The following is a 20,930-nucleotide window of genomic DNA, read 5'->3' on the forward strand; positions in this document are numbered from 1 at the left end:
GATGGGCCGCTGATACGGCACCCTTTGAAAAGCGTTACACAAGCTACCCAAACCTTCAACAGATTCCGGATTCCCCTTGCCATGAGTCAAACCAAGACGCCCCCTGTTGTCCTTGTCGATGGTTCCTCCTACCTGTTCCGGGCTTTCCATGCCCTGCCTCCGCTGACCACCAGCAAGGGCCACCCTACCGGGGCCATCAAAGGGGTTATCAGCATGTTGCGCCGCCTGGAGCAGGACTTTCCCGGCTCGAAGGTAGTGGTGGTTTTTGACGCCAAGGGCAAGACTTTCCGCCATGACCTGTATGAAGACTACAAGGCGAACCGGCCACCAATGCCGGAAGACCTGGCGATACAGATCAGACCCATCCACGAGATTGTGGAGGCCATGGGATTACCACTGCTGATCATTCCCGATGTCGAAGCGGACGACGTGATCGGCACACTGGCCACGGAGGCCACCGCCAAGGGAGTGGATGTGGTGATCTCCACCGGTGACAAGGACATGGCACAACTGGTGAGCGACCATGTCACGCTGATCAATACCATGACGGAAACCCGGATGGATCGGGACGGGGTAGTGGAAAAGTTCGGCATTGCACCGGAACAGATCGTGGACTACCTGGCGCTGGTGGGAGACACCGTGGATAACATACCCGGTGTAACAAAGTGCGGCCCGAAAACCGCTGTAAAGTGGCTGCAACAGTACGGTGACCTGGATAACCTGATGACCCACGCCGACGAGGTTAAGGGCAAGATTGGCGATAATCTCCGGGACGCTATTGAACACCTGCCCCTGAGCCGGGAACTGGCGACCATCCGCACCGACGTGGACCTGCACTTCGGTATCGAGGAGGTGTCGCCAGAGCCGGAACACCGGGAGCAGCTGCTGAAACTGTTCCAGGAATACGAGTTCAAGGCCTGGATTGCGGAATACTCGGGGGACGGAGAGGCCCCGGACAGCGCAGATGACACTCAATCGGCGACCACTCCGGAGCGTGAGTACGAAACCATCCTGACGGATGAGCAGCTGGACGCCTGGCTGGAACAGCTGGGCAAGGCAGAACTTTTCGCTTTCGACACCGAGACCACCAGTCTGCGGTACAGCGAAGCGGAGGTCGTGGGCGTATCTTTCGCCATTGAGCCCGGCAAGGCCGCATACCTGCCCCTGGCCCATGATTATATGGGCGCACCGGACCAGCTGGACCGGGACACGACTCTCGCAAAGCTCAAACCCTTACTGGAAGACCCGAAGCACAAAAAGGTGGGCCAGAACCTGAAGTACGACAAGAACGTACTCGCCAACCATGGCATCAGCCTGGAGGGCATCGCCGAGGACACCATGCTGGAATCCTATGTGCTCAATTCCACCGCCACCCGCCATGACATGAACAGCCTGGCGCTGAAGTACCTGGGCGAGAAGACCATCAGCTTCGAGGATATTGCCGGCAAGGGCGCAAAGCAGCTCACCTTCAATCAGGTTGACCTGGAAAAGGCTGCGGAATACGCCGCCGAGGATGCCGATATTACCCTGCGGCTGCACCAGGTACTGCGCCCCCAGCTCCGGGACACGGGGCGCCTGGATGCGGTCTACCGGGACATTGACCTGCCCCTGGTACCGGTGCTGTCCCGCATGGAACAGCGCGGCGCCCTGATTGACGCCTCCACCTTGCGCCAGCACAGCCAGGAACTGGCCGAACGCATGGCCGAGCTGGAGCAGGAGGCGCACGAAGAGGCTGGCGAAAGCTTCAACCTGGGCTCCACCAAGCAGCTACAGGCGATTTTCTATGACAAGATGGGCCTGCCGGTCATCAAGAAAACACCCAAGGGGGCGCCCTCCACTGCCGAGCCAGTGTTGCAGGAACTGGCCCATGAGCACCGGCTACCCCGGCTGATCCTGGAACACCGCAGCCTCAGCAAGCTCAAATCCACCTACACGGACACCTTGCCGGAGCTGGTCAGCCCCCGCACCGGGCGAATCCATACGTCCTATCACCAGGCGGTGACGGCCACCGGCCGGCTTTCTTCTTCCGAGCCCAACCTGCAGAACATTCCCGTGCGCACCGAGCAGGGGCGACGCATCCGCCAGGCCTTCGTGGCGCCGGAAGGCCACAAGCTGGTCGCGGCAGACTACTCGCAGATCGAGCTGCGAATCATGGCGCACCTTTCTGGCGACAAGGGCCTGCTGGGCGCCTTCGAGCGGGGTGAGGACATCCATCGCGCGACAGCCGCCGAAGTGTTCGGGGTAACGGTTGATGACGTCAGCTCCGATCAGCGCCGCAGCGCCAAGGCCATCAACTTCGGCCTGATCTACGGGATGTCAGCCTTTGGCCTGTCTCGCCAGCTGGAGGTGGACCGCAAAACGGCACAGGACTACATTGACCGCTACTTCCACCGCTACCCCGGCGTACTGGAGTACATGGACCGTATCCGCAAGCAGGCCCATGACGATGGCTTTGTGGAAACCCTGGCAGGGCGTCGCCTTTACCTGCCGGAGATTAATGCCCGTAACAAGCAGATGCAGCAGGCCGCCGAGCGCACGGCCATCAACGCGCCCATGCAGGGCACGGCAGCGGATATCATCAAGAGGGCCATGGTCACGGTGGAAGACTGGCTGCTGGCAGAGCATGCTGACGACGCCCGCATGGTAATGCAGGTCCACGACGAACTGATCCTCGAGGTGAGGGAATCCGCGCTGGAGGTTATCTGCCGCGGCCTTGAGGAACGAATGTCCGGCGCAGCCGACCTGAAGGTACCGCTGCTGGTGGAAGCCGGCGTGGGCGACAACTGGGACGAGGCCCACTAAGGTCTATAGTGGTGCAGGTGCACAGGGAGCGTGCCGGCAAAACCCACTAAGTGGACCTGCATAGCAGGAATAACCGCCCTCCCTCTCATGGCATGGTTCTGGCTTGGTTTCAGGACAGCAGGCTTGAAGCCCGCTCGAGTCAATCTCGGAGCTCACAAGCGCTGAAACCCCTTCCCTCGATTCCAGACATGAGGCACATCCCCATGGTATCTCTGGCAAGCGACCAAAGCTGGCTACTGAACCCGTCCATCATCAAACAGGTCCATCAATGCCGCCGACTCATCCAGGTTGAGTTTGGAGTCAAGCTCCACCTCACGGAGGAGAACCTGGTCCTTCAGCTGGAACACTTCGCGGATCAATCAAGGTCAGCGACCCTGCCCCGGGTCTGGTCCGCACTCAAACAGTCCGTACCAGCGCTGGCCGACCAGGTGCGGCATTGCAGGGAAAGCACTCACAAGACGTATAGAGGCCAGCCGGTATTGCCAGAGTCCACTGCGGACACCCCGGATTCGGGACCCAGGCCCCGCACCGTGATCTACCGGGGTCGCGTGGTCACGCGCTGAACTGCAACGCAAAAGGGAGAGCCGAAGCTCTCCCTTTGCGATTCTGCGTGCCGCTGAATCAGTCGTTCTGGATAGACAACTTGTCGACTGTGGTCGATAGCTGGTCGGAGCCCTTGGCATCCGCGCCCAGCTTGATCATCAGGCGCAAGTCGTTGGCAGAGTCGGCATGGGCCAGGGCATCCTCATAGGTGATGGCACCTTCCGAGTAAAGGCTGTACAGGGCCTGGTCGAAGGTCTGCATACCTGACTCGGTAGACTTGGTCATCAACTCCTTGAGCTTGTGCACCTCGCCCTTGCGGATCATATCCGCCACCAGCGGGGTGTTGATCAACACCTCGATAACCGCCCGGCGCCCCTTGCCGTCCGGTGTGGGAATCAGCTGCTGGGCGACGATGGCCTTCAGGTTCAGGGACAGGTCCATCCAGGTCTGGTTGTGCTGGTCCGGGTTGAAGAACTGGATAATCCGGTCCAGCGCCTGGTTGGCGTTGTTGGCGTGCAGGGTGGCCAGGCAGAGGTGACCGGTTTCTGCAAACTGCACAGCGTACTGCATAGTCTCCCGGGTCCGGATCTCACCGATCAGGATCACATCCGGAGCCTGCCGCAGGGTGTTTTTCAGGGCCGTTTCGAAACTCTCGGTATCGATGCCCACTTCCCGCTGGGTAACGATGCAGCCCTGGTGCTGGTGGACGAATTCAATGGGGTCCTCGATGGAGATGATGTGGCCGCGGCTGTTGCGGTTGCGGTGCCCCAGCATGGCCGCCAGCGAGGTGGACTTACCGGTACCGGTAGCCCCCACGAAGATGATCAGACCCCGTTTGGTCATCGCCAGGTCCTTGATGATCTCCGGCAGCCCCAGGTCATCCACCTGTGGAATCTTGGTCTCGATGCGCCGCAGCACCATGCCACACAGGTTGCGCTGGAAGAAGGCGCTGACCCGGAAGCGACCGATGCCCCGGGCGCTGATGGCAAAGTTGCACTCGTGGCTTTCCTCGAACTCCGCCTGTTGCCTGGAGTTCATGGCGCCATAGACAAGCTCCCTGGTCTGCTCCGGGGTCAGGGCGTTCTTGGTGACGGGCAGTACCTTGCCGTTGACTTTCATGCTCGGTGGAACCCCGGCGGTAATAAACAGGTCAGAGCCGCCCTTTTCCACCATCAGTCGCAGCAGTTTTTCAAATTCCATGGGAGTACTTCCAGCGTTTAAGTCAGGTTTGCCGGCGCCGCCCAGCCGCTGAGCGACGCCCGATAGTCCGGATCAGAAGTTGTCGGGAATCTTGGCCTTGGCCCGGGCCGCCTCGCGGCTGATCAGACCCTTCTGCAAGAGCCGTTGCAGGCACTGATCCAGGGTCTGCATACCCAGGGAGCCACCGGTCTGGATGGCGGAGTACATCTGGGCGACCTTATCTTCGCGGATCAGGTTACGAATTGCTGCGGTACCGATCATGATTTCATGCGCCGCTATCCGGCCGCCGCCCATTTTTTTCATCAGGGTCTGGGAAACCACGGCCTGCAGGGACTCGGAGAGCATGGAGCGGACCATGGATTTCTCTTCCGCCGGGAACACATCCACCACCCGGTCAATGGTCTTGGCCGCGGAGGTAGTATGCAGGGTGCCAAACACCAGGTGACCGGTTTCTGCTGCGGTCAGGGCCAGGCGAATGGTCTCCAGGTCCCGCAGCTCACCCACCAGGATGATGTCGGGGTCTTCCCGCAGGGCCGAGCGTAAGGCCTCGTTAAAACCGAGGGTGTCCCGGTGCACTTCCCGCTGGTTCACCAGGCACTTCTTGGATTCGTGGACAAATTCGATGGGGTCCTCGATGGTCAGCACGTGCTCGTAGCGGCTGTCGTTGATGTAGTCGAGCATGGCCGCCAGCGTCGTGGACTTACCCGAGCCTGTGGGCCCGGTGACCAGTACCAGCCCGCGGGGCACGGAAGCGATATCCTTGAAAACCTGGCCCATGCCCAGATCTTCCATGGTAAGGACTTTCGAGGGGATGGTACGGAAAACCGCACCGGCACCGCGGTTCTGATTGAAGGCGTTAACCCGGAAGCGAGCGACACCGGGCACTTCGAAGGAAAAGTCGGTTTCCAGGAACTCCTCGTAATCCTTCCGCTGCTTGTCGTTCATGATGTCATAGATCAGTCCGTGGACTTCCTTATGCTCCATGGGCGGAAGGTTGATCCGGCGCACATCGCCATCGACACGAATCATGGGTGGCAGCCCGGCGGACAGGTGCAGGTCAGACGCGCCCTGTTTGGCCGAGAAGGCCAGAAGTTCGGTAATATCCATAGGGTTCCTCGGAAGGCGGTTCTTTTATGCCCTGGCCCGCTTGGTTTTTCCAACCCCGGGGTTAACGTGAGCCCCTTATCAGCACAGCCAGCGGCAGTCAGAAAAATACTATGAGCAGCATAGCAGACAACATCCGGAGCGTAACCCGACGCATACAAAAAGCAACAGAGGCAGCGGGACGCACTGACGGGAGTGTGCGCTTGCTCGCAGTCAGCAAGACCCGACCGGCGGAGGATCTGCGCCTGGCAGCCGCCGCCGGACAACATGCCTTCGGCGAGAACTACCTGCAGGAAGCCCTGGACAAGATGGAGGCCCTGGCCGATCTGCCGCAACTGGAGTGGCACTTTATTGGCCCCATCCAGTCCAACAAGACCCGCCCCATTGCCGAGTATTTCCAGTGGGTGCACAGTGTGGACAGGTTAAAGGTTGCCCGGCGTCTCAACGATCAGCGCCCCGAAGACCTGCCGCCCCTTAATATCTGCGTGCAGGTCAATATAGACGAGGAAGCCAGCAAGTCCGGATGTCACCCCGGGGAACTGGACGACCTGGCGGCAGCCATAAGCGACCTGCCCAGGCTGAGCCTGAGGGGCCTGATGGCCATACCTGACCCCGACCAGTCCGAAGACGCCCTTCGCGCCAGCTTCCATAGGCTGGCCCGGGCCCTTGAGAACCTGCAAAAGAACCCGCAGGTAACCGGCCCGCTGGACACCCTCTCCATGGGAATGTCCGGTGACCTGGAACTCGCAATTGCAGAGGGAGCAACCCTGGTCAGGGTGGGTACCGCGCTGTTCGGCCCGAGGGATTACAGCCGCTGACGGCTGCCTGGCAGGAACCTGGCCGGCAACCCGGCCTGCCGGACCTCCCCGACAGCATGGGTAAGCGCAGGATTTAGCTGGTATGATTTGCCATCACAACTTTCTGATGCGGAGTGAACTGTGAGTACTTCACCGACGATTGGCTTTATCGGCGCCGGCAACATGGCCAGCGCCATCATTGGTGGCATGCTGGACAGCGGCTTCCGGGCCGCCAGCATCTGGGCCAGTGCCCCGGACGATGAGCACCTGCAGACCATCCGCCGCAAATTTGGCGTCAGCGTCACCACTGACAACCGCTACTGCGCGCAGCAGGCAGATGTGGTGATCCTGGCAGTCAAGCCACAGATCATGGCGGATGTGTGCCGTGACATCGCCCCGGTCGTCCAGAACACCCGCCCGCTGATGGTTTCCATTGCCGCCGGCCTGACTTCAACAACCCTGGATGAATGGCTCGGTGGTGGCCTGCCACTGGTGCGGGTAATGCCCAATACCCCGTCGCTGGTAGGCAAGGGAGCAGCAGGCCTGTATGCCAACAACGCCGTCTCCGACGAACAGAAAGAGACCGTCGAATCGATTTTCAACAGCATCGGCAAGGCCCTGTGGCTGGACGATGAAGAACAACTGCACGCGGTCACCGCGCTATCAGGCAGCGGCCCCGCCTATTTCTTCCTGATGCTGGAAGCGCTGGAAGCTGCGGCTACCGAGGCTGGCATCGAAGCCGCTACGGCCCGTGAACTGGCGATTCAGACCATGGCCGGTGCCGCCGAAATGGCCGCACGCAGTGAACACGACCCGGCGCAACTCAAACGTAACGTCATGTCACCGGGAGGCACCACCGAGCAGGCCATCCTGACTTTCGAGGATGGGGGCATGCGAGCGTTGGTCGAAAAGGCCTACAAGGCAGCCAGGGCCCGCTCCCAGGAAATGGCCCAGGAACTGGCTGAGGCCAACCGCTGAACCCGAGAATTCATACACTGTCCTGAACGGAGACAACGCTCCAATGCTGGCCGAAATCTTTATCACCGTGCTGCAGTTTGTGGCCATGTTCTACCTTACTGTCGTTTTGCTGCGGTTCCTGCTGCAACTGGCTCGGGCTGACTTTTACAATCCCATCTCCCAGTTCGTGGTGAAGGCCACCAACCCGCCCCTCCGTCCCCTGCGCCGGGTCGTTCCGGGTATTGGCGGCGTCGACGGCGCTTCCCTGGTGCTGGCGGTGCTGGTGAGCGCCCTGTTCTTTACGCTGCTGTGGGTTGCCAGCGGCTATCCTTTGACCGCCCTCAATCCGATTGCCTTGCTGGCCTGGGCCGGGGTACATGTACTGGGGCTGATCATCGAGATCTATTTCTGGGCCATACTGGCGGTGGTCATTATCAGCTGGGTGGCTCCCCAGAGTAACCATCCGGCCATCATGCTGGTAGCCCAGATCACCGAACCCGTGATGCGCCCGGTGCGCAATATTGTTCCCCCGCTGGGCGGCCTGGACCTGTCCCCGATCTTTGTCTTCCTCATCCTGAATGTGCTGAGGGTGATGGTGGACCACCTCGGTGCCGCCGTCGGCATGCCGGTCTGACCCCACCACCGGCATATCCCCGTCTGGACACTCCGGCTCACAGGCCACGCCGTTCGCTACGGCGCCTGTGACCCGGTTAACAGACCTGACAACAAAATCGACATACCCTAGGTCAGTCTTTCTTTAATTACCTCAACGCCAACCCGTGCACGCCTGAACACTTCCGGGACGGAACCCCAGGCGATGTCAGCCTCGAAGCGAACAGGGCCAGTACCATGAACGGACCAGCCATCCTGGCGAACCAGGTTGAAGCCTACCATCAGTGGAAGAAGGAGCTCATTCGGCAGATCAGCCGTTACCGTCTCTGGCTGCAGGATAACGACCTTTATTCCGACGATGTGAGTGAGCGCATCCGCCGGGGTGTGGAACTGCTGATCGAAGACGAGCTGACCATCGCTTTCGTGGGCGAGTTTTCCCGGGGCAAGACCGAGCTGATCAACGCCCTGTTCTTTGCAGAGTATGGCCAGCGCATGCTGCCCTCGGAAGCGGGTCGCACCACCATGTGCCCCACCGAACTCTTCTTTGACCGGGCCAACGGCAGTAACTACCTGCAGCTGCTACCCATCGAAACCCGCGAAGGCGAACTGTCCCTGCAAGAGCTCCGGCGCCAACCGGAACACTGGACCCGTTACGAGCTTGACGAGAACGACCCCGAGGCCATGCGCACGGTGCTCGGTGAAGTGGCCAGGGTGCGCAGCGTCAGCCCCCAGGAAGCCCGTCGTTATGGCTTCAGCGAGGCCATGCTCGAAGCCGATCTGGACCACCCAGGCCAGGTGCTCATCCCGGCCTGGCGCAGCGCCCGCATCAGCATTCGGCACCCGCTGTTCGAGCGGGGTCTGCGGATTCTTGACACGCCGGGACTCAACGCCCTGGGCTCAGAACCGGAGCTGACGGTCAGCCTGCTGCCCTCCGCCCACGCGATCCTGTTCCTGCTGAGCGCAGACACCGGCGTCACCGCCAGCGATATGACCATCTGGAAGGAGCATATCGATACTGACGATGCCGACCACCGGGCAGGTCGGTTTGCCGTTCTGAACAAAATCGACTCACTCTGGGATGATCTCCGCCCCGAGAGGGAAGTGCAGCACAGCATCGACCGGATGCGCCACACCACCGCCAACCAACTGGGCCTGCGGGACGACGAGGTTGTTCCCATCTCCGCCAGGCAGGGCCTGACCGCGAAGGCACGCAATGATAACGCCCTGCTGGAACGCAGCCAGCTACCAGGACTGGAACGACTCCTCATCGACCGCATTCTGCGCCAGAAGGAGGAGCTGATTACCCAGAGCCTCATCAACGATCTGCTGGGTATGCTGCAGAACAGCCAGGCGGCGATGCAGGCGCGACTGCTCAGCCTGCAGGATGAGCGCCAGGCCTGCTCCGGCCAGGCCGTGGACCGCGAGGCCCTGCGGCGACTGGCTGACCGGGCCCAGAACGACTATGACTTCTACTACCGTAAACTGATCACCCTGCGCTCCAGCCGACGGCTGATGCAGTCCCAGGGCGATATCCTCTTGAGTATGGTCAGCGAGTCCCGCTTCAACGCCCATGCTGCCACTGTCCGTCAGATGATGAGCAAAAGCTGGACCTCCGCCGGCATGAGCCAGGCCATGGACCATTTCTTCGAGCTTCTGGAGAGCGACCTGCAGAACCTGCTGGCAGAAGGGCGACTGGCCGAGCGCATGGTGGAAGCCATCTATCGCCGCTATAACGAGGATACCCGTGCCCGTCACCTGGAGCCCATTCCGCTGCGGGCGGGTCGCCACGTCATCGCCGTACGGGAGCTTCGCAAACGGGCCACCCGTTTCCGGCGCGCTCCCGGCAACCTGCTAAGGGAACAGAAGTGGCTCACACGCCGTTTCTTCCAGGTCATGGTGACCGAGGCACGCACGCTCCACGAACGGGTCCGGCGTGACGTGGAGCGCTGGCCCGGCGAAGCGCTGCTGCCCATCATGCAGTTCTCCATGGAGCAAAAACAGCTGCTGGAGCACCAGGTGCGGCGCATCCGCGACATGGTACGCAGTGACCGGGACAGCAAGGCAGAGCGGGAGCGGCTGACCAACACCATCGCCGACCTCCGCCGTCAGTTGGAGCTGGCCGATGCCATGCAGCGCCAGATCCGCCGGCCGGCACCAACCCTCAGCCAGCAGAAAGTGGTAAACATCTCCGGCATTGCCTGAGCAACAAACGCCTCAGGCTCCGGCACCAGGGGCACGGGCAGTCAGGGTTCTCCATCGCTTACCCGGGCTGCCAACCCTTGCGCCGACGTCCATGCCCCCTGGCCGGTTGCAGCACCGGCGGCCCCCATTTAAACTGCTTGGCCTGTGCCAGCTCGGTTATGGCTGGATTTACGACGAACGATGACCAATCAAGGATTCTGCCGCGTCGATGCCCGACTCCCTGCCTTCGGATTCTGTGGGCCTGGTTACCCCGCAAACCCTCCATTTTGACGAGCCACTCCAACTCGCCTGTGGCCAGGTCCTGAAAAGCTGGGACCTGGTAGTGGAAACCTATGGCACCCTGAACCAGGATCACACCAACGCGGTGCTGATTTGCCATGCCCTCAGCGGCCACCACCACGCCGCCGGCTATCATTCACCAGGCGACCGCAAACCCGGCTGGTGGGACGCCTGTATCGGCCCCGGCAAGCCTATCGACACCAACCGGTTCTTTGTGGTCAGCATTAACAACCTGGGTGGCTGCCACGGCAGTACCGGCCCCAATACGGTCAATCCGGAAACCGGCGAACTCTACGGTCCGGACTTCCCGGTAGTCACCGTGCAGGACTGGGTGAACAGCCAGGCAGTGCTGGCCGACCGGCTGGGCATCGGTTGCTGGGCTGCGGTGGTGGGCGGCTCCCTGGGGGGCATGCAGGCCCTGCAGTGGAGTATCAGTCACCCGGACCGCCTGAAACACGCGGTGGTGATTGCCTCCACACCCAGGCTGACGGCCCAGAACATCGCGTTCAACGAAGTGGCCCGACGGGCAATCACCTCCGACAGTGACTTCCACGGAGGCCGCTACTATGAACACAACACCCTGCCCCGGCGAGGTCTGATGCTGGCACGCATGGTGGGTCACATCACCTACCTGTCCGATGCCTCCATGGGCGAGAAGTTTGGCCGGGAACTGCGGGAGCAGGCCTATCAGTTTGGCTACGACGCCGAGTTCCAGGTGGAAAGCTACCTTCGCTACCAGGGTGAGCGTTTCTCGGAAACCTTTGACGCCAATACCTACCTGTTGATGACCCGGGCCCTGGACTATTTCGACCCGGCCTATGAAACCGACAATGACCTGGTAAAAGTCATGGCGAGGGCCCGTTGTGAATTCCTGGTACTGTCGTTCAGCAGCGACTGGCGTTTTACCCCCGCCCGCTCGGAAGAACTGGTGAATGCCATGATCGCCGCCCGCCGCAAGGTCAGCTATGCGGAAATCGACGCGCCCTGGGGCCACGACGCGTTCCTGATCCCCACCCCCAGGTACAACGCCGTATTCAGCACTTACATGGCCCGGGTGGCCAGGGAGGTAGGCGCATGAGGGCCGACCTCGAAATCATCCAGCAATGGATCAGTCCAGGCAGCCATATCCTCGACCTTGGCTGCGGTGACGGCACCCTGCTGCATTACCTGCAGCAGGAAAGGCAGACCAGCGGCTTTGGCCTGGAAATCAATCCGGACCACATCACCGAGTGTATGAACAAGGGCGTGGCGGTCATTGAGCAGAACCTTGACACCCAGGGCCTGTCCAACTTCGATGATGACAGCTTCGACACTGTCCTTATGACCCAGGCACTGCAGGCAGTCAGGCGGCCGGATATCGTGCTGGATGAAATGATGCGGCTGGGCCGGGAAGGGATCGTTACCTTTCCCAACTTTGCGTACTGGCGCCTGCGCTGGTACCTGATGTCCCGTGGCCGGATGCCGGAGTCGGAAACCCTACCCCACAAGTGGTACAACACTCCGAACATCCACCTGTGCACGTTCAGGGACTTCGAGGCGCTGTGCCATGAAAAGAACTTTCGCATCCGCAACCGTACGGTAGTGGACGGAGAACACCAGGACCGCTGGCTAAGCCGGCTATGGCCGAATATGCTGGGGCAGATAGCCATATACCGAATCACCCGGGGAGACTGACCATGAAGCCTATGACCCTGCTGATGCTCTGCTGCGTAACCCTTGCCGGACTGGCCAGCCCGGCTATGGCTGAAGAGAAACACGTTCGCTTCGGAGACTACGAAGTTCACTACAACGTATTCCCCAGCACCTTCCTGATGCCGGAAGTCGCCGCGGCCAACAATCTCAACCGCAGTCGTGGTATTGGCATTGTCAACATTGCCATCATGGAGCGGGGGGAGGACGGCTCGCTGAGCACGGTGCCCGGCCAGGTGGAAGGTCAGGTCCTCAACGATATTCGCCAGGCAAAGTTCCTGGCATTTCGACGGATCCAGGAAGGGGATGCGGTCTACTTTATCGCCGAGTACCAGTACACCGAGGGCGAACTGATGACTTTCCAGGTCACCGCCAGGCCCAGTGGCCACGACCGCGACCTGCCGATTCGCTTTTCCCAGGCACTGTTCAATGACTGACCACCCGATGACTGATCGCCCAATGCCACAGGACACCACCGGAGACACCAGAACGGGTAAGCTGGTACTTGCCAGCAACAATCAGGGTAAGCTGAGGGAGCTTGGCGAACTGCTGGCCCCCCTTGGCCTGCAACCGATAGCCCAGGGCGAATTGGGCGTCGGTGAGGCGGAGGAGCCGGCCTGCACCTTTGTCGAGAATGCCCTGCTCAAGGCCCGTCATGCCGCGCAGCAAACCGGTCTGCCAGCCCTGGCGGATGACTCCGGCCTGGCGGTGGACGCACTCGGCGGACAGCCCGGCGTGCGATCGGCCCGGTACGCCGGTGTCGATGCCAGTGATGCGGAAAACGTCCAGGCGCTGCTGACAGCGTTGAAAGCGGTGCCGGAAGCCGAGCGCACGGCCCAGTTTCACTGTGTGCTGGTCTACCTGCGCCATGCCGAAGACCCCACGCCCATCATTTGCCATGGCCGCTGGCCGGGGCGGATCCTGGAACATCCGACAGGAAGCGGCGGTTTCGGCTACGACCCGGTGTTCTTCGCCCCTGAGTTCGACTGCAGTGCCGCTGAGCTGACCCGGGAACAGAAAGGCCGCGTCAGCCACCGCGGGCGTGCCCTGCGCCTGCTGGTGGAGCAGTTGGGCGGACATTGATGGCCCCCTTCTCTGGCGACGCCGGGGCAATCGCTCCATGTCCACCCCTTGGGCTGTATATTCACGTGCCCTGGTGCGTTCGCAAGTGCCCCTACTGCGACTTCAATTCCCACGCATTCAGCGGCGAGTTGCCTGAGCAGGCCTACCTTGAGGCCATGCTGGAAGATCTCAAGCATGATCTTGAGTTCGTGCGCGGGCGGCCAATCGAGACCGTCTTTATCGGTGGCGGCACCCCGTCGCTGATGTCGCCAGACTTCTACCAGACCCTGTTCCGCAAGCTCGCTGAGCAACTCACGTTCAGTCCGGATGCCGAAATCACCCTGGAGGCCAACCCTGGCACGGTCGAACAGAGCCGCTTCCTGGGCTTTCGCGACGCTGGCATTAACCGACTTTCCATCGGTATTCAGAGTTTCCAGCCGGAACACCTGAAAAGGCTTGGTCGCATCCATGACGACAACGAAGCGCACCACGCAATCGAGGCCGCCATGAACGCCGGCTTCAGCAACTTCAACCTGGACCTGATGCACGGCCTGCCAGGCCAGGGCCCGGAGCAGGCCCTGGCAGATCTGGACGCGGCCCTGGCGTGGCAACCACCTCACCTCTCCTGGTACCAGTTGACCCTGGAACCGAACACTGAGTTCTACAGCCGCCCCCCCGCACTGCCGGAGGATGACGAGCTCTGGGCCATATGGCAGGCCGGACGGGAAAGGCTTTTGTCCGCCGGCTTCCAGGACTACGAAGTCTCCGCCTGGGCCCGGCCCGGGATGGCCTCCCGGCATAACCTGAACTACTGGACCTTCGGCGACTACCTTGCCATTGGCGCCGGCGCCCATGGCAAGGTTTCGCTGGAAAATGGCGACATTCGTCGCTACTGGAAGACCCGGCAGCCCGACGCCTACCTGGCCCGGATTGGCAGCCGTACCGCCGGCACCCAGTCGGTGGACCGGGACGAGCGTCCGCTGGAGTTCATGATGAATGCACTGCGGTTGCAACAGGGCGTGGACGAGTCGCTGTTCACGGCCCGTACGGGTTTACCGCTGACGGTGATTGCTGCAATACTTGGAAACCTGAGGGATCAGGAACTGCTGGAGCCCGGCCGTCTGCAGGCGACAACAAAAGGACGGCAGTTCCTGAACAGTGTGCTGGAGCAATTTCTGTCATGAACGACATCGCCAGGAAACCCATTCCCACCGGCATCCGATGGGTTGGTGGCTTCACTGCCGCCGTTCTGGTTGCCCAACTGGGGCTCAACCAGCCCCTGCAGACCAGCGCGGCACCCCAGGGCATGCTGAGTTTCCAGCTGGCCACCACGGGCGAAGGGGCTGCAGCCATCGTGGAAAGCTGGGGCACCTCTTTCTGGGCTGAGACCTCCCTGTGGAGCGGCTTCCTGTTTGCCGCACTTTATACCACCCTGCTTATCCTGCTGACCAACCACTTGCTGGTGGATCGCCCGGGCGTGCGCGAACGCAAGACCGGTCAATGGGTGCGGGGACTGTTTGTGGTGGCCGGCCTGGCCCATGTGACGGAGTATTCGGTGTTGCTGGCCAACCTGGATGCGCCAAGCGACCGTCTCAGCCTGGCTGCCACCTTACTGGCTTTGACAAACTACACGGCATTGCTAGTGGGAATTGCCGGGCTGGTGGTTATCCGCGCCGCCCGGCGCCACCCGTTGCATCCACCGGGCGCCCGGGAGTCTGCGCGATAGAAGGCGCCTGACGCCTGAACGCCCTGCTGTCAGTTGGTGCGGCGATACACCAGGTCCCAGACCCCGTGACCAAGGTTTTCGCCACGCTTCTCGAACTTGGTAATCGGGCGATCCTCAGGGCGAGGCGAGAAACCACCTTCGTCCCTGGCATTGACGAAGCCTTCGGATTCGTCCATCACTTCCAGCATATGCTCGGCGTAGTTTTCCCAGTCCGTCGCCAGGTGCAGGATACCTCCCACCCGGAGCTTGTGGCGCAGGCGCTGGACAAACTCGTGCTGGATCAGTCGACGCTTGTGGTGTTTCTTTTTTGGCCAGGGATCCGGGAAAAAGACCATCACCCGGTCAATGGAGGCGTCCGGCAGGCACAGGTCGATCACATCGTTGGCGTCGATGGCATAGATCCGGACATTCTCCAGTTCACGCTCCTCGATTTCCTTGAGCAAGGCACCCACTCCGGGGGAGTGAACTTCTACCCCGATAAAGTCCTGCTCAGGCGCGGCGGCGGCCATCTCTGCAAGGGAGTGCCCCATACCGAAGCCGATCTCCAGGTTCAGCCAGGCTTCGCGGCCGAACACTTCCCGGGGGTCGATCACCCCTTGCTCGCGGGTCAAACCATAGACGGGCCAGAGCCGGTCATACGCCTTTTTCTGGCCTTCTGTCATCCGCCCCTGGCGAATAACGAAACTACGCACGCCACGGCGGGTGGTAACGCTTTCACCATTATTCGGTGCCTTGTCTGAGTCAGTCATGATTTCCCCGGTCTGATCAATGCTCAAAATGACTAAGGACTACAGTCTAACAGAGGCAGAGCTATTCGTGACCTGACAAAGCCGCGCCCGGTTTGTTCGCTGACCTACGGTGAAAAGCCGGGAACCCTGGCCGGTTTCCGGTCCAGCTTGCGGTAGCCCAGCGCCTCCACCAGGTGCTCGCAGCGGATATCCTCGGCACCTGCCAGATCCGCGATCGTGCGGGCTACCCGAAGAATGCGATGCAATGCCCTCGCCGACAAGCCCAGCTTTTCCATGGCACCGACGAGCATCCCCTTACTGTCGTCGTCCACGACGCAGTGCTGCTCCAGGGCACGGCCGGACAAAGACGCATTGGCACCGCCCCGTCTACGGGCACCCTCCCGCACCTTCACGACCCGTTGCCGCACCTGTGCACTGGTTTCGCCCGCAGAGGAACTTTGCATGAGCACTTCGCCACCCTGCACCGGGACTTCCACGTGCAGGTCGAACCGGTCCAGCAACGGGCCGGATAACCGGGCCTGATACCTTGCCACCTGCATGGGGGAGCACTGGCAGTCGATGGTGGGATGGCCCTGGTAGCCGCAGGGGCAAGGATTCATGGCGGCAATCACCTGGAACCGGGCAGGATAGGTGACCTGGCTGGCAGCCCGGGAGATAACGATCTCCCCCGACTCCATGGGTTCCCGCAATACCTCCAGCACCTTGCGGTCAAACTCCGGTAGTTCATCCAGGAACAATACGCCATTGTGGGCCAGTGAAATCTCACCGGGGCGGGGGCTGCTACCGCCACCCACCAGCGCAATCGCCGAGGCAGTATGATGGGGCGCACGATAAGGTGGCTGGCGCCAGCCATCGGTGCGGATCGGCAGTCCGGCTACTGAATGCACACTGGCCACTTCCAGCGCCTGGCGATCATCCAGTGCCGGCAAAAGCCCCGGAATGCGGCTTGCCAGCATACTCTTGCCAGTGCCCGGAGGGCCAAATAACAGCAGATTGTGACCGCCGGCTGCAGCGATTTCCAGGGCCCGCTTGGGTACGTGTTGCCCGCGCACATCTGCCAGGTCAGGAGCTTCGGCCGGGAGGCTGCTCAGCGCCATGGGCGTTACCGGACTCAGTGTGGTGGTGCCGGCAAGGTGTTCGCAGACCGCCAGCAGGTGGCCCGCCGCCAGTACATCGTCGCCACCCGCCAGCGACGCCTCATCGGCATTGTCCCGGGGCACCAGGATACGTCGACCAGCCTCCCGGGCAGCCATGACCGCCGGCAACACGCCGCGCACTGGCCGGAGACTGCCATCCAGGGCCAACTCCCCCATGCACTCCAGCTCTCCAAGGGCCTCTGGTGGCAACTGCCCTGACGCCACCAGGATGCCCAGGGCGATGGCCAGGTCAAAGCGGCCGCCCTCCTTGGGGAGATCGGCTGGAGCAAGGTTAATGGTGATGCGACGGGCAGGGAATTCGAAGCCGGCATTCATGAGGGCGCTACGTACCCGGTCCTTGCTTTCCCGGACGGCGGTTTCAGCCAGCCCGACGATGGAAAGCGAAGGCAATCCGCTGGAGAGATGAACTTCTACTGTAACAGCTGGCGCGCTGACGCCCAGCCGCGCGCGGGTATGAATGGTTGCGAGCATAGGGTCTTCCCTGACATTCAGTGATTTCCGGAGGGTGGTACTACCTGTGCCACCCAGGAGTCTGTGCGGTAAAAACCGCGCAGACCCGGCCATTCCGGATCAGCTTCAGTTATCGGACTGGCTGGCCTGTGCCTCCAGTTCGGCAACCCGCTTCTCAAGCCGTTCCAGCTTCTCACGGGTGCGCAGCAGAACGGCCTGCTGGGCATCGAACTCCTCGCGGGTGACCAGTTCCAGCCTTGAAATGACCGACATGACGGCAGCCTTTGCGTGATTTTCCACATCGTCACGGGCTGCACGGGCCATATCAGGAACGAACTGGCCAAACTGCTGTTGAACCTGGCCAAGCAGGTCATTAGGAATCTTCACCACGTCAGTCTCCACGGTTCCGAAAGCTTGCGCCTGCCCTGACGGGCAACGCCTCGACGGCTGAGGAGTGTAACACAGCGTGGTCCCTGCCATACTAGGAAGGTGACCGGCCGTATCAGCCCTGGTATCTGGCCTGCCGCCGGTCCTGGACAGATGCACCAATGTGGTTCGTGCCTGACCGAGCTGCGCTATAATGGCGCACGGTCAGGACCCATTTTGGTTCACCGGTCCAACAAAGCACTGATTTTTAAATATATTTTTGCGTTGGCACACACGATGCTACAACCCCCGTACGCAATCCGCACAATTGGTGTGCGAGGTGGCAGCATCCCGAACCCGGTCCATCCACGACCCCGTGGGCAGAAAACCGGGACGGCAAACTCCAAGGAGACAGCAATGAAACTTGTGACAGCGATCATCAAGCCTTTCAAGCTGGATGATGTCCGTGAGGCACTATCCGAGATTGGCGTTCAGGGCGTAACCGTGACCGAGGTGAAAGGGTTCGGTCGCCAGAAGGGGCACACCGAACTCTATCGCGGTGCCGAGTACGTGGTGGACTTCCTGCCCAAGGTGAAGGTGGAAGTCGCCATTGGCGATGGCCTGCTGGACCAGGTCATTGAATCCATTACCAAGGCCGCCAACACCGGCAAGATCGGTGACGGCAAGATCTTTGTAACCGAACTGGAACAGGCCATCCGGATCCGGACCGGGGAAACCGGCGAAGAAGCCGTCTGATCCCGGGCGCTTAAGCAGTCAGGCCAACGCAAAAATTTCAATCTCCTGTTAAGCCTCGTGCGGAGGGCTTCTTATGGAAAACAGTGTCTTTCATTTACAGTACGCAATAGATACCTTCTATTTTCTCGTTTGCGGTGCATTAGTCATGTGGATGGCAGCAGGCTTTGCCATGCTGGAATCCGGGCTGGTACGCGCCAAGAACACCACTGAAATTCTCACCAAGAACGTGGCCCTGTTCGCAGTGGCCTGCACCATGTACCTGGTCTGTGGCTACGCCATTATGTATGGCGGTAATATCTTCCTCAGCGGCATGGGTGAGGTGGATGTTGCCGGCGTGCTGGGCGAATACGCCGAGCGGGGCGACTTCGAGGGTGGTTCCATCTACTCCGGTGCTTCAGACTTCTTCTTCCAGGTGGTGTTTGTGGCCACGGCCATGTCCATCGTCTCCGGTGCAGTAGCCGAGCGCATGAAACTGTGGGCTTTCCTGGCCTTTGCAGTGGTCATGACCGGTTTCATCTACCCCATGGAAGGCGCCTGGACCTGGGGCGGTGCCGATGTATTTGGCATGTACAACCTGGGTGACCTGGGCTTCAGCGACTTTGCCGGCTCGGGCATCGTACACATGGCAGGTGCTGCTGCAGCCCTCGCCGGTGTGATCCTGCTGGGCGCCCGTAAGGGCAAGTACGGCCCCAACGGCGAAATCCGCGCCTTCCCGGGCGCCAACATGCCGCTGGCCGCACTGGGTACCTTCATCCTGTGGCTGGGCTGGTTCGGCTTCAACGGCGGTTCAGTGCTTAAACTGGGCGATATTGCCAGCGCGCACTCTGTGGCCATGGTGTTCCTCAACACCAACGCTGCTGCGGCCGGTGGTGCAATCGCGGCGCTGATCACCGCCCGCATCATGTTCGGCAAGGCTGACCTGACCATGCTTCTGAACGGTGCCATCGCCGGACTGGTGGTTATCACGGCCGAGCCGTCCACACCGAGCGCACTGGTTGCCACGATCTGGGGCGCACTGGGTGGTGTGCTGGTGGTGCTGAGTATCGTCACCCTGGACAAGCTGCGCATTGACGATCCGGTGGGCGCCATCTCCGCCCACGGTGTCTGCGGCTTCCTGGGCCTGATGCTGGTACCGGTCACCAATGACGGTGCTGCCTTCAGCGGCCAGCTGATCGGTGCCCTGACCATCTTCGTCTGGGTATTCGTAGCCAGCCTGATCGTCTGGGGCATCCTCAAGGCTGTGATCGGCATCCGGGTCAGCGAGGAAGACGAGTACGAAGGCGTCGACCTGTCCGAGTGTGGCATGGAAGCCTATCCGGAGTTCGTCTCCAGCAAGTAACCAGGTCACTGGTAAAGTTCCCCGGTTTGCCGGGGAACAAAAGCAAAGAGGGCAGCCCGCGGGCTGCCCTCTTTTTTTGCGAGGCCGGAACGAGCTGTGTCAGCCTTCGGCCGGCCGCACCGGATCATCCAGAGTTTCCAGCATGAACTGGGGCATGGCCAGGGCGCCCCGATGAACACCTTCATTGTAGTAGCGGGTGACAAACGGCCGGTCCGCTGCGTCCTCCTCCCGGAAATAGCTGGTGTGTACGTCCTTGCCACCCATGGTGCAGCTCCACCAGCCGGTGGGATAGACGGGTTGCGGAAATGGCAGGGTCTGGACGTGGTCGAAACCGGCCTTTTTCATGTCGTCATGAATACCGCGAATAATGCTGTCAGTGTGCAGCAGCGGGGATTCGCTCTGCTGCACCACGATGCCGCCCTCCCGCAGGGCAATCATGCAGTCCCGGTAAAAGTCCAGCGCAAACAGGCCTTCCGCCGGCCCCACCGGATCGGTGCTGTCGACGATGATGACATCCACCGTGCCCGGGGGCTGGTCCCGCATCCACTGGATGCCATCACCAAAGAAGAAGTTGGCCCTGGGGTCCTGGTTGGACTCACAGAGTTCCGGGAAATACTTCTCCGATACCCGGGTCACCCGTTCATCGATTTCCACCTGCCAGGCTTCCTCCACCCCGGGGTGCTTCAATACCTCCTTGAGGGTGCCGCAATCACCACCGCCGATGATCACCACCTTTTTCGGATCGCGATGGGTGAACAGTGCCGGGTGCGTCATCATCTCGTGGTAGAGGAAATTGTCCCGGCTGGTGAGCATGACACAGCCGTCCAGTACCATCAGGTTGCCAAATGTCTCTGTCTCCCAGACTTCCAGCTTCTGGTACTGCGTCTGTTCCTCGTGCAGCTTGCGCTTCACCTGCAGGGAAAAGGCCGTACCCTGGTCCTGGAAGACTTCGGTAAACCAGTTGTTGTCCAGTGAACTCATTGTCAAAAACCTCCCGTAATCGTTGGCGCCATTGTAGGCCGAGGTGGCGGCTCGTGTCCCGTCAGCGAATTCACCTGACGGGATACTAACCAAAGGATTTGTTGTCCGGGCAGGGGCGCTTTGCGGTTTCCATGGGTTGCCCAGGCAGCCTACAATGGG

The 20,930-nt window shown here is 61.0% G+C and carries 20 protein-coding genes; 14 read left to right on the top strand and 6 right to left on the bottom strand.

Going from position 1 to position 20,930, the window contains the following annotated elements; translation table 11 throughout:
* Positions 1-81: 81 nt before the first annotated feature.
* Both polA and LJ360_RS16565 read left to right on the top strand, forming a co-directional pair.
* Positions 82-2,802 (top strand): DNA polymerase I, encoded by a 2,721-nt coding sequence (gene polA, locus LJ360_RS16560; RefSeq protein WP_091852628.1) that lies wholly within the window; start codon positions 82-84, stop codon positions 2,800-2,802.
* Between the two features lie 203 nt (positions 2,803-3,005).
* Positions 3,006-3,365, top strand: a complete 360-nt coding sequence (locus tag LJ360_RS16565) for a hypothetical protein (protein ID WP_091852814.1) — start codon at positions 3,006-3,008, stop codon at positions 3,363-3,365.
* A 58-nt stretch (positions 3,366-3,423) separates the two neighbouring features.
* Here the strand turns inward: LJ360_RS16565 and LJ360_RS16570 are convergent, their stop codons facing one another.
* Together LJ360_RS16570 and LJ360_RS16575 are read right to left on the bottom strand one after the other, a co-directional pair.
* On the bottom strand, positions 3,424-4,545 hold the full coding sequence (locus tag LJ360_RS16570) for a PilT/PilU family type 4a pilus ATPase (protein ID WP_091852631.1): 1,122 nt from the start codon (positions 4,543-4,545) through the stop codon (positions 3,424-3,426).
* A 72-nt stretch (positions 4,546-4,617) separates the two neighbouring features.
* The gene (locus LJ360_RS16575; RefSeq protein WP_091852634.1) at positions 4,618-5,652 is read right to left on the bottom strand and encodes a type IV pilus twitching motility protein PilT; all 1,035 of its coding nucleotides are present in this window, start codon (positions 5,650-5,652) and stop codon (positions 4,618-4,620) included.
* 110 nt (positions 5,653-5,762) lie between these two features.
* Between LJ360_RS16575 and LJ360_RS16580 the strand changes: the two genes are divergently transcribed.
* The 10 genes from LJ360_RS16580 (at position 5,763) to LJ360_RS16625 (ending at position 14,973) form a co-directional block, all read left to right on the top strand.
* On the top strand, positions 5,763-6,467 hold the full coding sequence (locus LJ360_RS16580) for a YggS family pyridoxal phosphate-dependent enzyme (protein ID WP_091852636.1): 705 nt from the start codon (positions 5,763-5,765) through the stop codon (positions 6,465-6,467).
* A 120-nt stretch (positions 6,468-6,587) separates the two neighbouring features.
* Positions 6,588-7,424: a pyrroline-5-carboxylate reductase gene (gene proC, locus LJ360_RS16585; protein WP_091852638.1), complete on the top strand. Its 837-nt coding sequence runs from the start codon at positions 6,588-6,590 to the stop codon at positions 7,422-7,424.
* A 43-nt stretch (positions 7,425-7,467) separates the two neighbouring features.
* Positions 7,468-8,037, top strand: coding sequence for a YggT family protein (locus LJ360_RS16590; RefSeq protein ID WP_091852641.1), 570 nt, complete (start codon positions 7,468-7,470; stop codon positions 8,035-8,037).
* 215 nt (positions 8,038-8,252) lie between these two features.
* Positions 8,253-10,217: a dynamin family protein gene (locus tag LJ360_RS16595; protein ID WP_091852644.1), complete on the top strand. Its 1,965-nt coding sequence runs from the start codon at positions 8,253-8,255 to the stop codon at positions 10,215-10,217.
* A 208-nt stretch (positions 10,218-10,425) separates the two neighbouring features.
* Positions 10,426-11,574 carry a homoserine O-succinyltransferase MetX gene (gene metX, locus LJ360_RS16600; RefSeq protein WP_091852647.1) on the top strand — a complete coding sequence of 383 codons (1,149 nt, stop codon included), beginning with the start codon at positions 10,426-10,428 and terminating at the stop codon, positions 11,572-11,574.
* Positions 11,571-12,170: a methionine biosynthesis protein MetW gene (gene metW / locus LJ360_RS16605; RefSeq protein ID WP_091852650.1), complete on the top strand. Its 600-nt coding sequence runs from the start codon at positions 11,571-11,573 to the stop codon at positions 12,168-12,170. The genes metX and metW overlap by 4 nt, the downstream gene beginning before the upstream one ends.
* Positions 12,171-12,172: 2 nt before the next feature.
* Positions 12,173-12,622 (top strand): DUF4426 domain-containing protein, encoded by a 450-nt coding sequence (locus LJ360_RS16610; RefSeq protein ID WP_091852653.1) that lies wholly within the window; start codon positions 12,173-12,175, stop codon positions 12,620-12,622.
* Between the two features lie 22 nt (positions 12,623-12,644).
* Entirely contained in the window at positions 12,645-13,268 is a 624-nt protein-coding gene (gene rdgB / locus LJ360_RS16615; protein WP_091852818.1) for an RdgB/HAM1 family non-canonical purine NTP pyrophosphatase, read from the top strand.
* Positions 13,268-14,431 (top strand): radical SAM family heme chaperone HemW, encoded by a 1,164-nt coding sequence (hemW, locus tag LJ360_RS16620; protein ID WP_091852656.1) that lies wholly within the window; start codon positions 13,268-13,270, stop codon positions 14,429-14,431. The genes rdgB and hemW overlap by 1 nt, the downstream gene beginning before the upstream one ends.
* Positions 14,428-14,973, top strand: coding sequence for a hypothetical protein (locus LJ360_RS16625; protein ID WP_091852659.1), 546 nt, complete (start codon positions 14,428-14,430; stop codon positions 14,971-14,973). The genes hemW and LJ360_RS16625 overlap by 4 nt, the downstream gene beginning before the upstream one ends.
* Before the next feature lie 29 nt (positions 14,974-15,002).
* On the opposite strand, the gene trmB is transcribed toward LJ360_RS16625, so the two are convergent.
* The 3 genes from trmB to LJ360_RS16640 all read right to left on the bottom strand — a co-directional run bounded on the left by trmB (position 15,003) and on the right by LJ360_RS16640 (position 17,716).
* Positions 15,003-15,722 carry a tRNA (guanosine(46)-N7)-methyltransferase TrmB gene (gene trmB, locus LJ360_RS16630; RefSeq protein ID WP_091852662.1) on the bottom strand — a complete coding sequence of 240 codons (720 nt, stop codon included), beginning with the start codon at positions 15,720-15,722 and terminating at the stop codon, positions 15,003-15,005.
* Between the two features lie 104 nt (positions 15,723-15,826).
* On the bottom strand, positions 15,827-17,350 hold the full coding sequence (locus tag LJ360_RS16635) for a YifB family Mg chelatase-like AAA ATPase (protein ID WP_091852665.1): 1,524 nt from the start codon (positions 17,348-17,350) through the stop codon (positions 15,827-15,829).
* A 105-nt stretch (positions 17,351-17,455) separates the two neighbouring features.
* Complete coding sequence (locus tag LJ360_RS16640) at positions 17,456-17,716, bottom strand: accessory factor UbiK family protein (protein WP_091852820.1); 261 nt, start codon at positions 17,714-17,716, stop codon at positions 17,456-17,458.
* 396 nt (positions 17,717-18,112) lie between these two features.
* Between LJ360_RS16640 and glnK the strand changes: the two genes are divergently transcribed.
* Positions 18,113-18,451: a P-II family nitrogen regulator gene (gene glnK / locus LJ360_RS16645; RefSeq protein ID WP_091852668.1), complete on the top strand. Its 339-nt coding sequence runs from the start codon at positions 18,113-18,115 to the stop codon at positions 18,449-18,451.
* A gap of 73 nt (positions 18,452-18,524) precedes the next feature.
* Entirely contained in the window at positions 18,525-19,790 is a 1,266-nt protein-coding gene (locus tag LJ360_RS16650) for an ammonium transporter (protein ID WP_091852671.1), read from the top strand.
* A gap of 99 nt (positions 19,791-19,889) precedes the next feature.
* Here LJ360_RS16650 and speE read toward each other — a convergent pair whose 3' ends face one another.
* The gene (speE, locus tag LJ360_RS16655; protein ID WP_091852674.1) at positions 19,890-20,771 is read right to left on the bottom strand and encodes a polyamine aminopropyltransferase; all 882 of its coding nucleotides are present in this window, start codon (positions 20,769-20,771) and stop codon (positions 19,890-19,892) included.
* Positions 20,772-20,930: the final 159 nt, after the last annotated feature.

The organism is Marinobacter sp. AN1 (assembly GCF_026013985.1).
Classification (GTDB): Bacteria; Pseudomonadota; Gammaproteobacteria; order Pseudomonadales; family Oleiphilaceae; genus Marinobacter; species Marinobacter segnicrescens.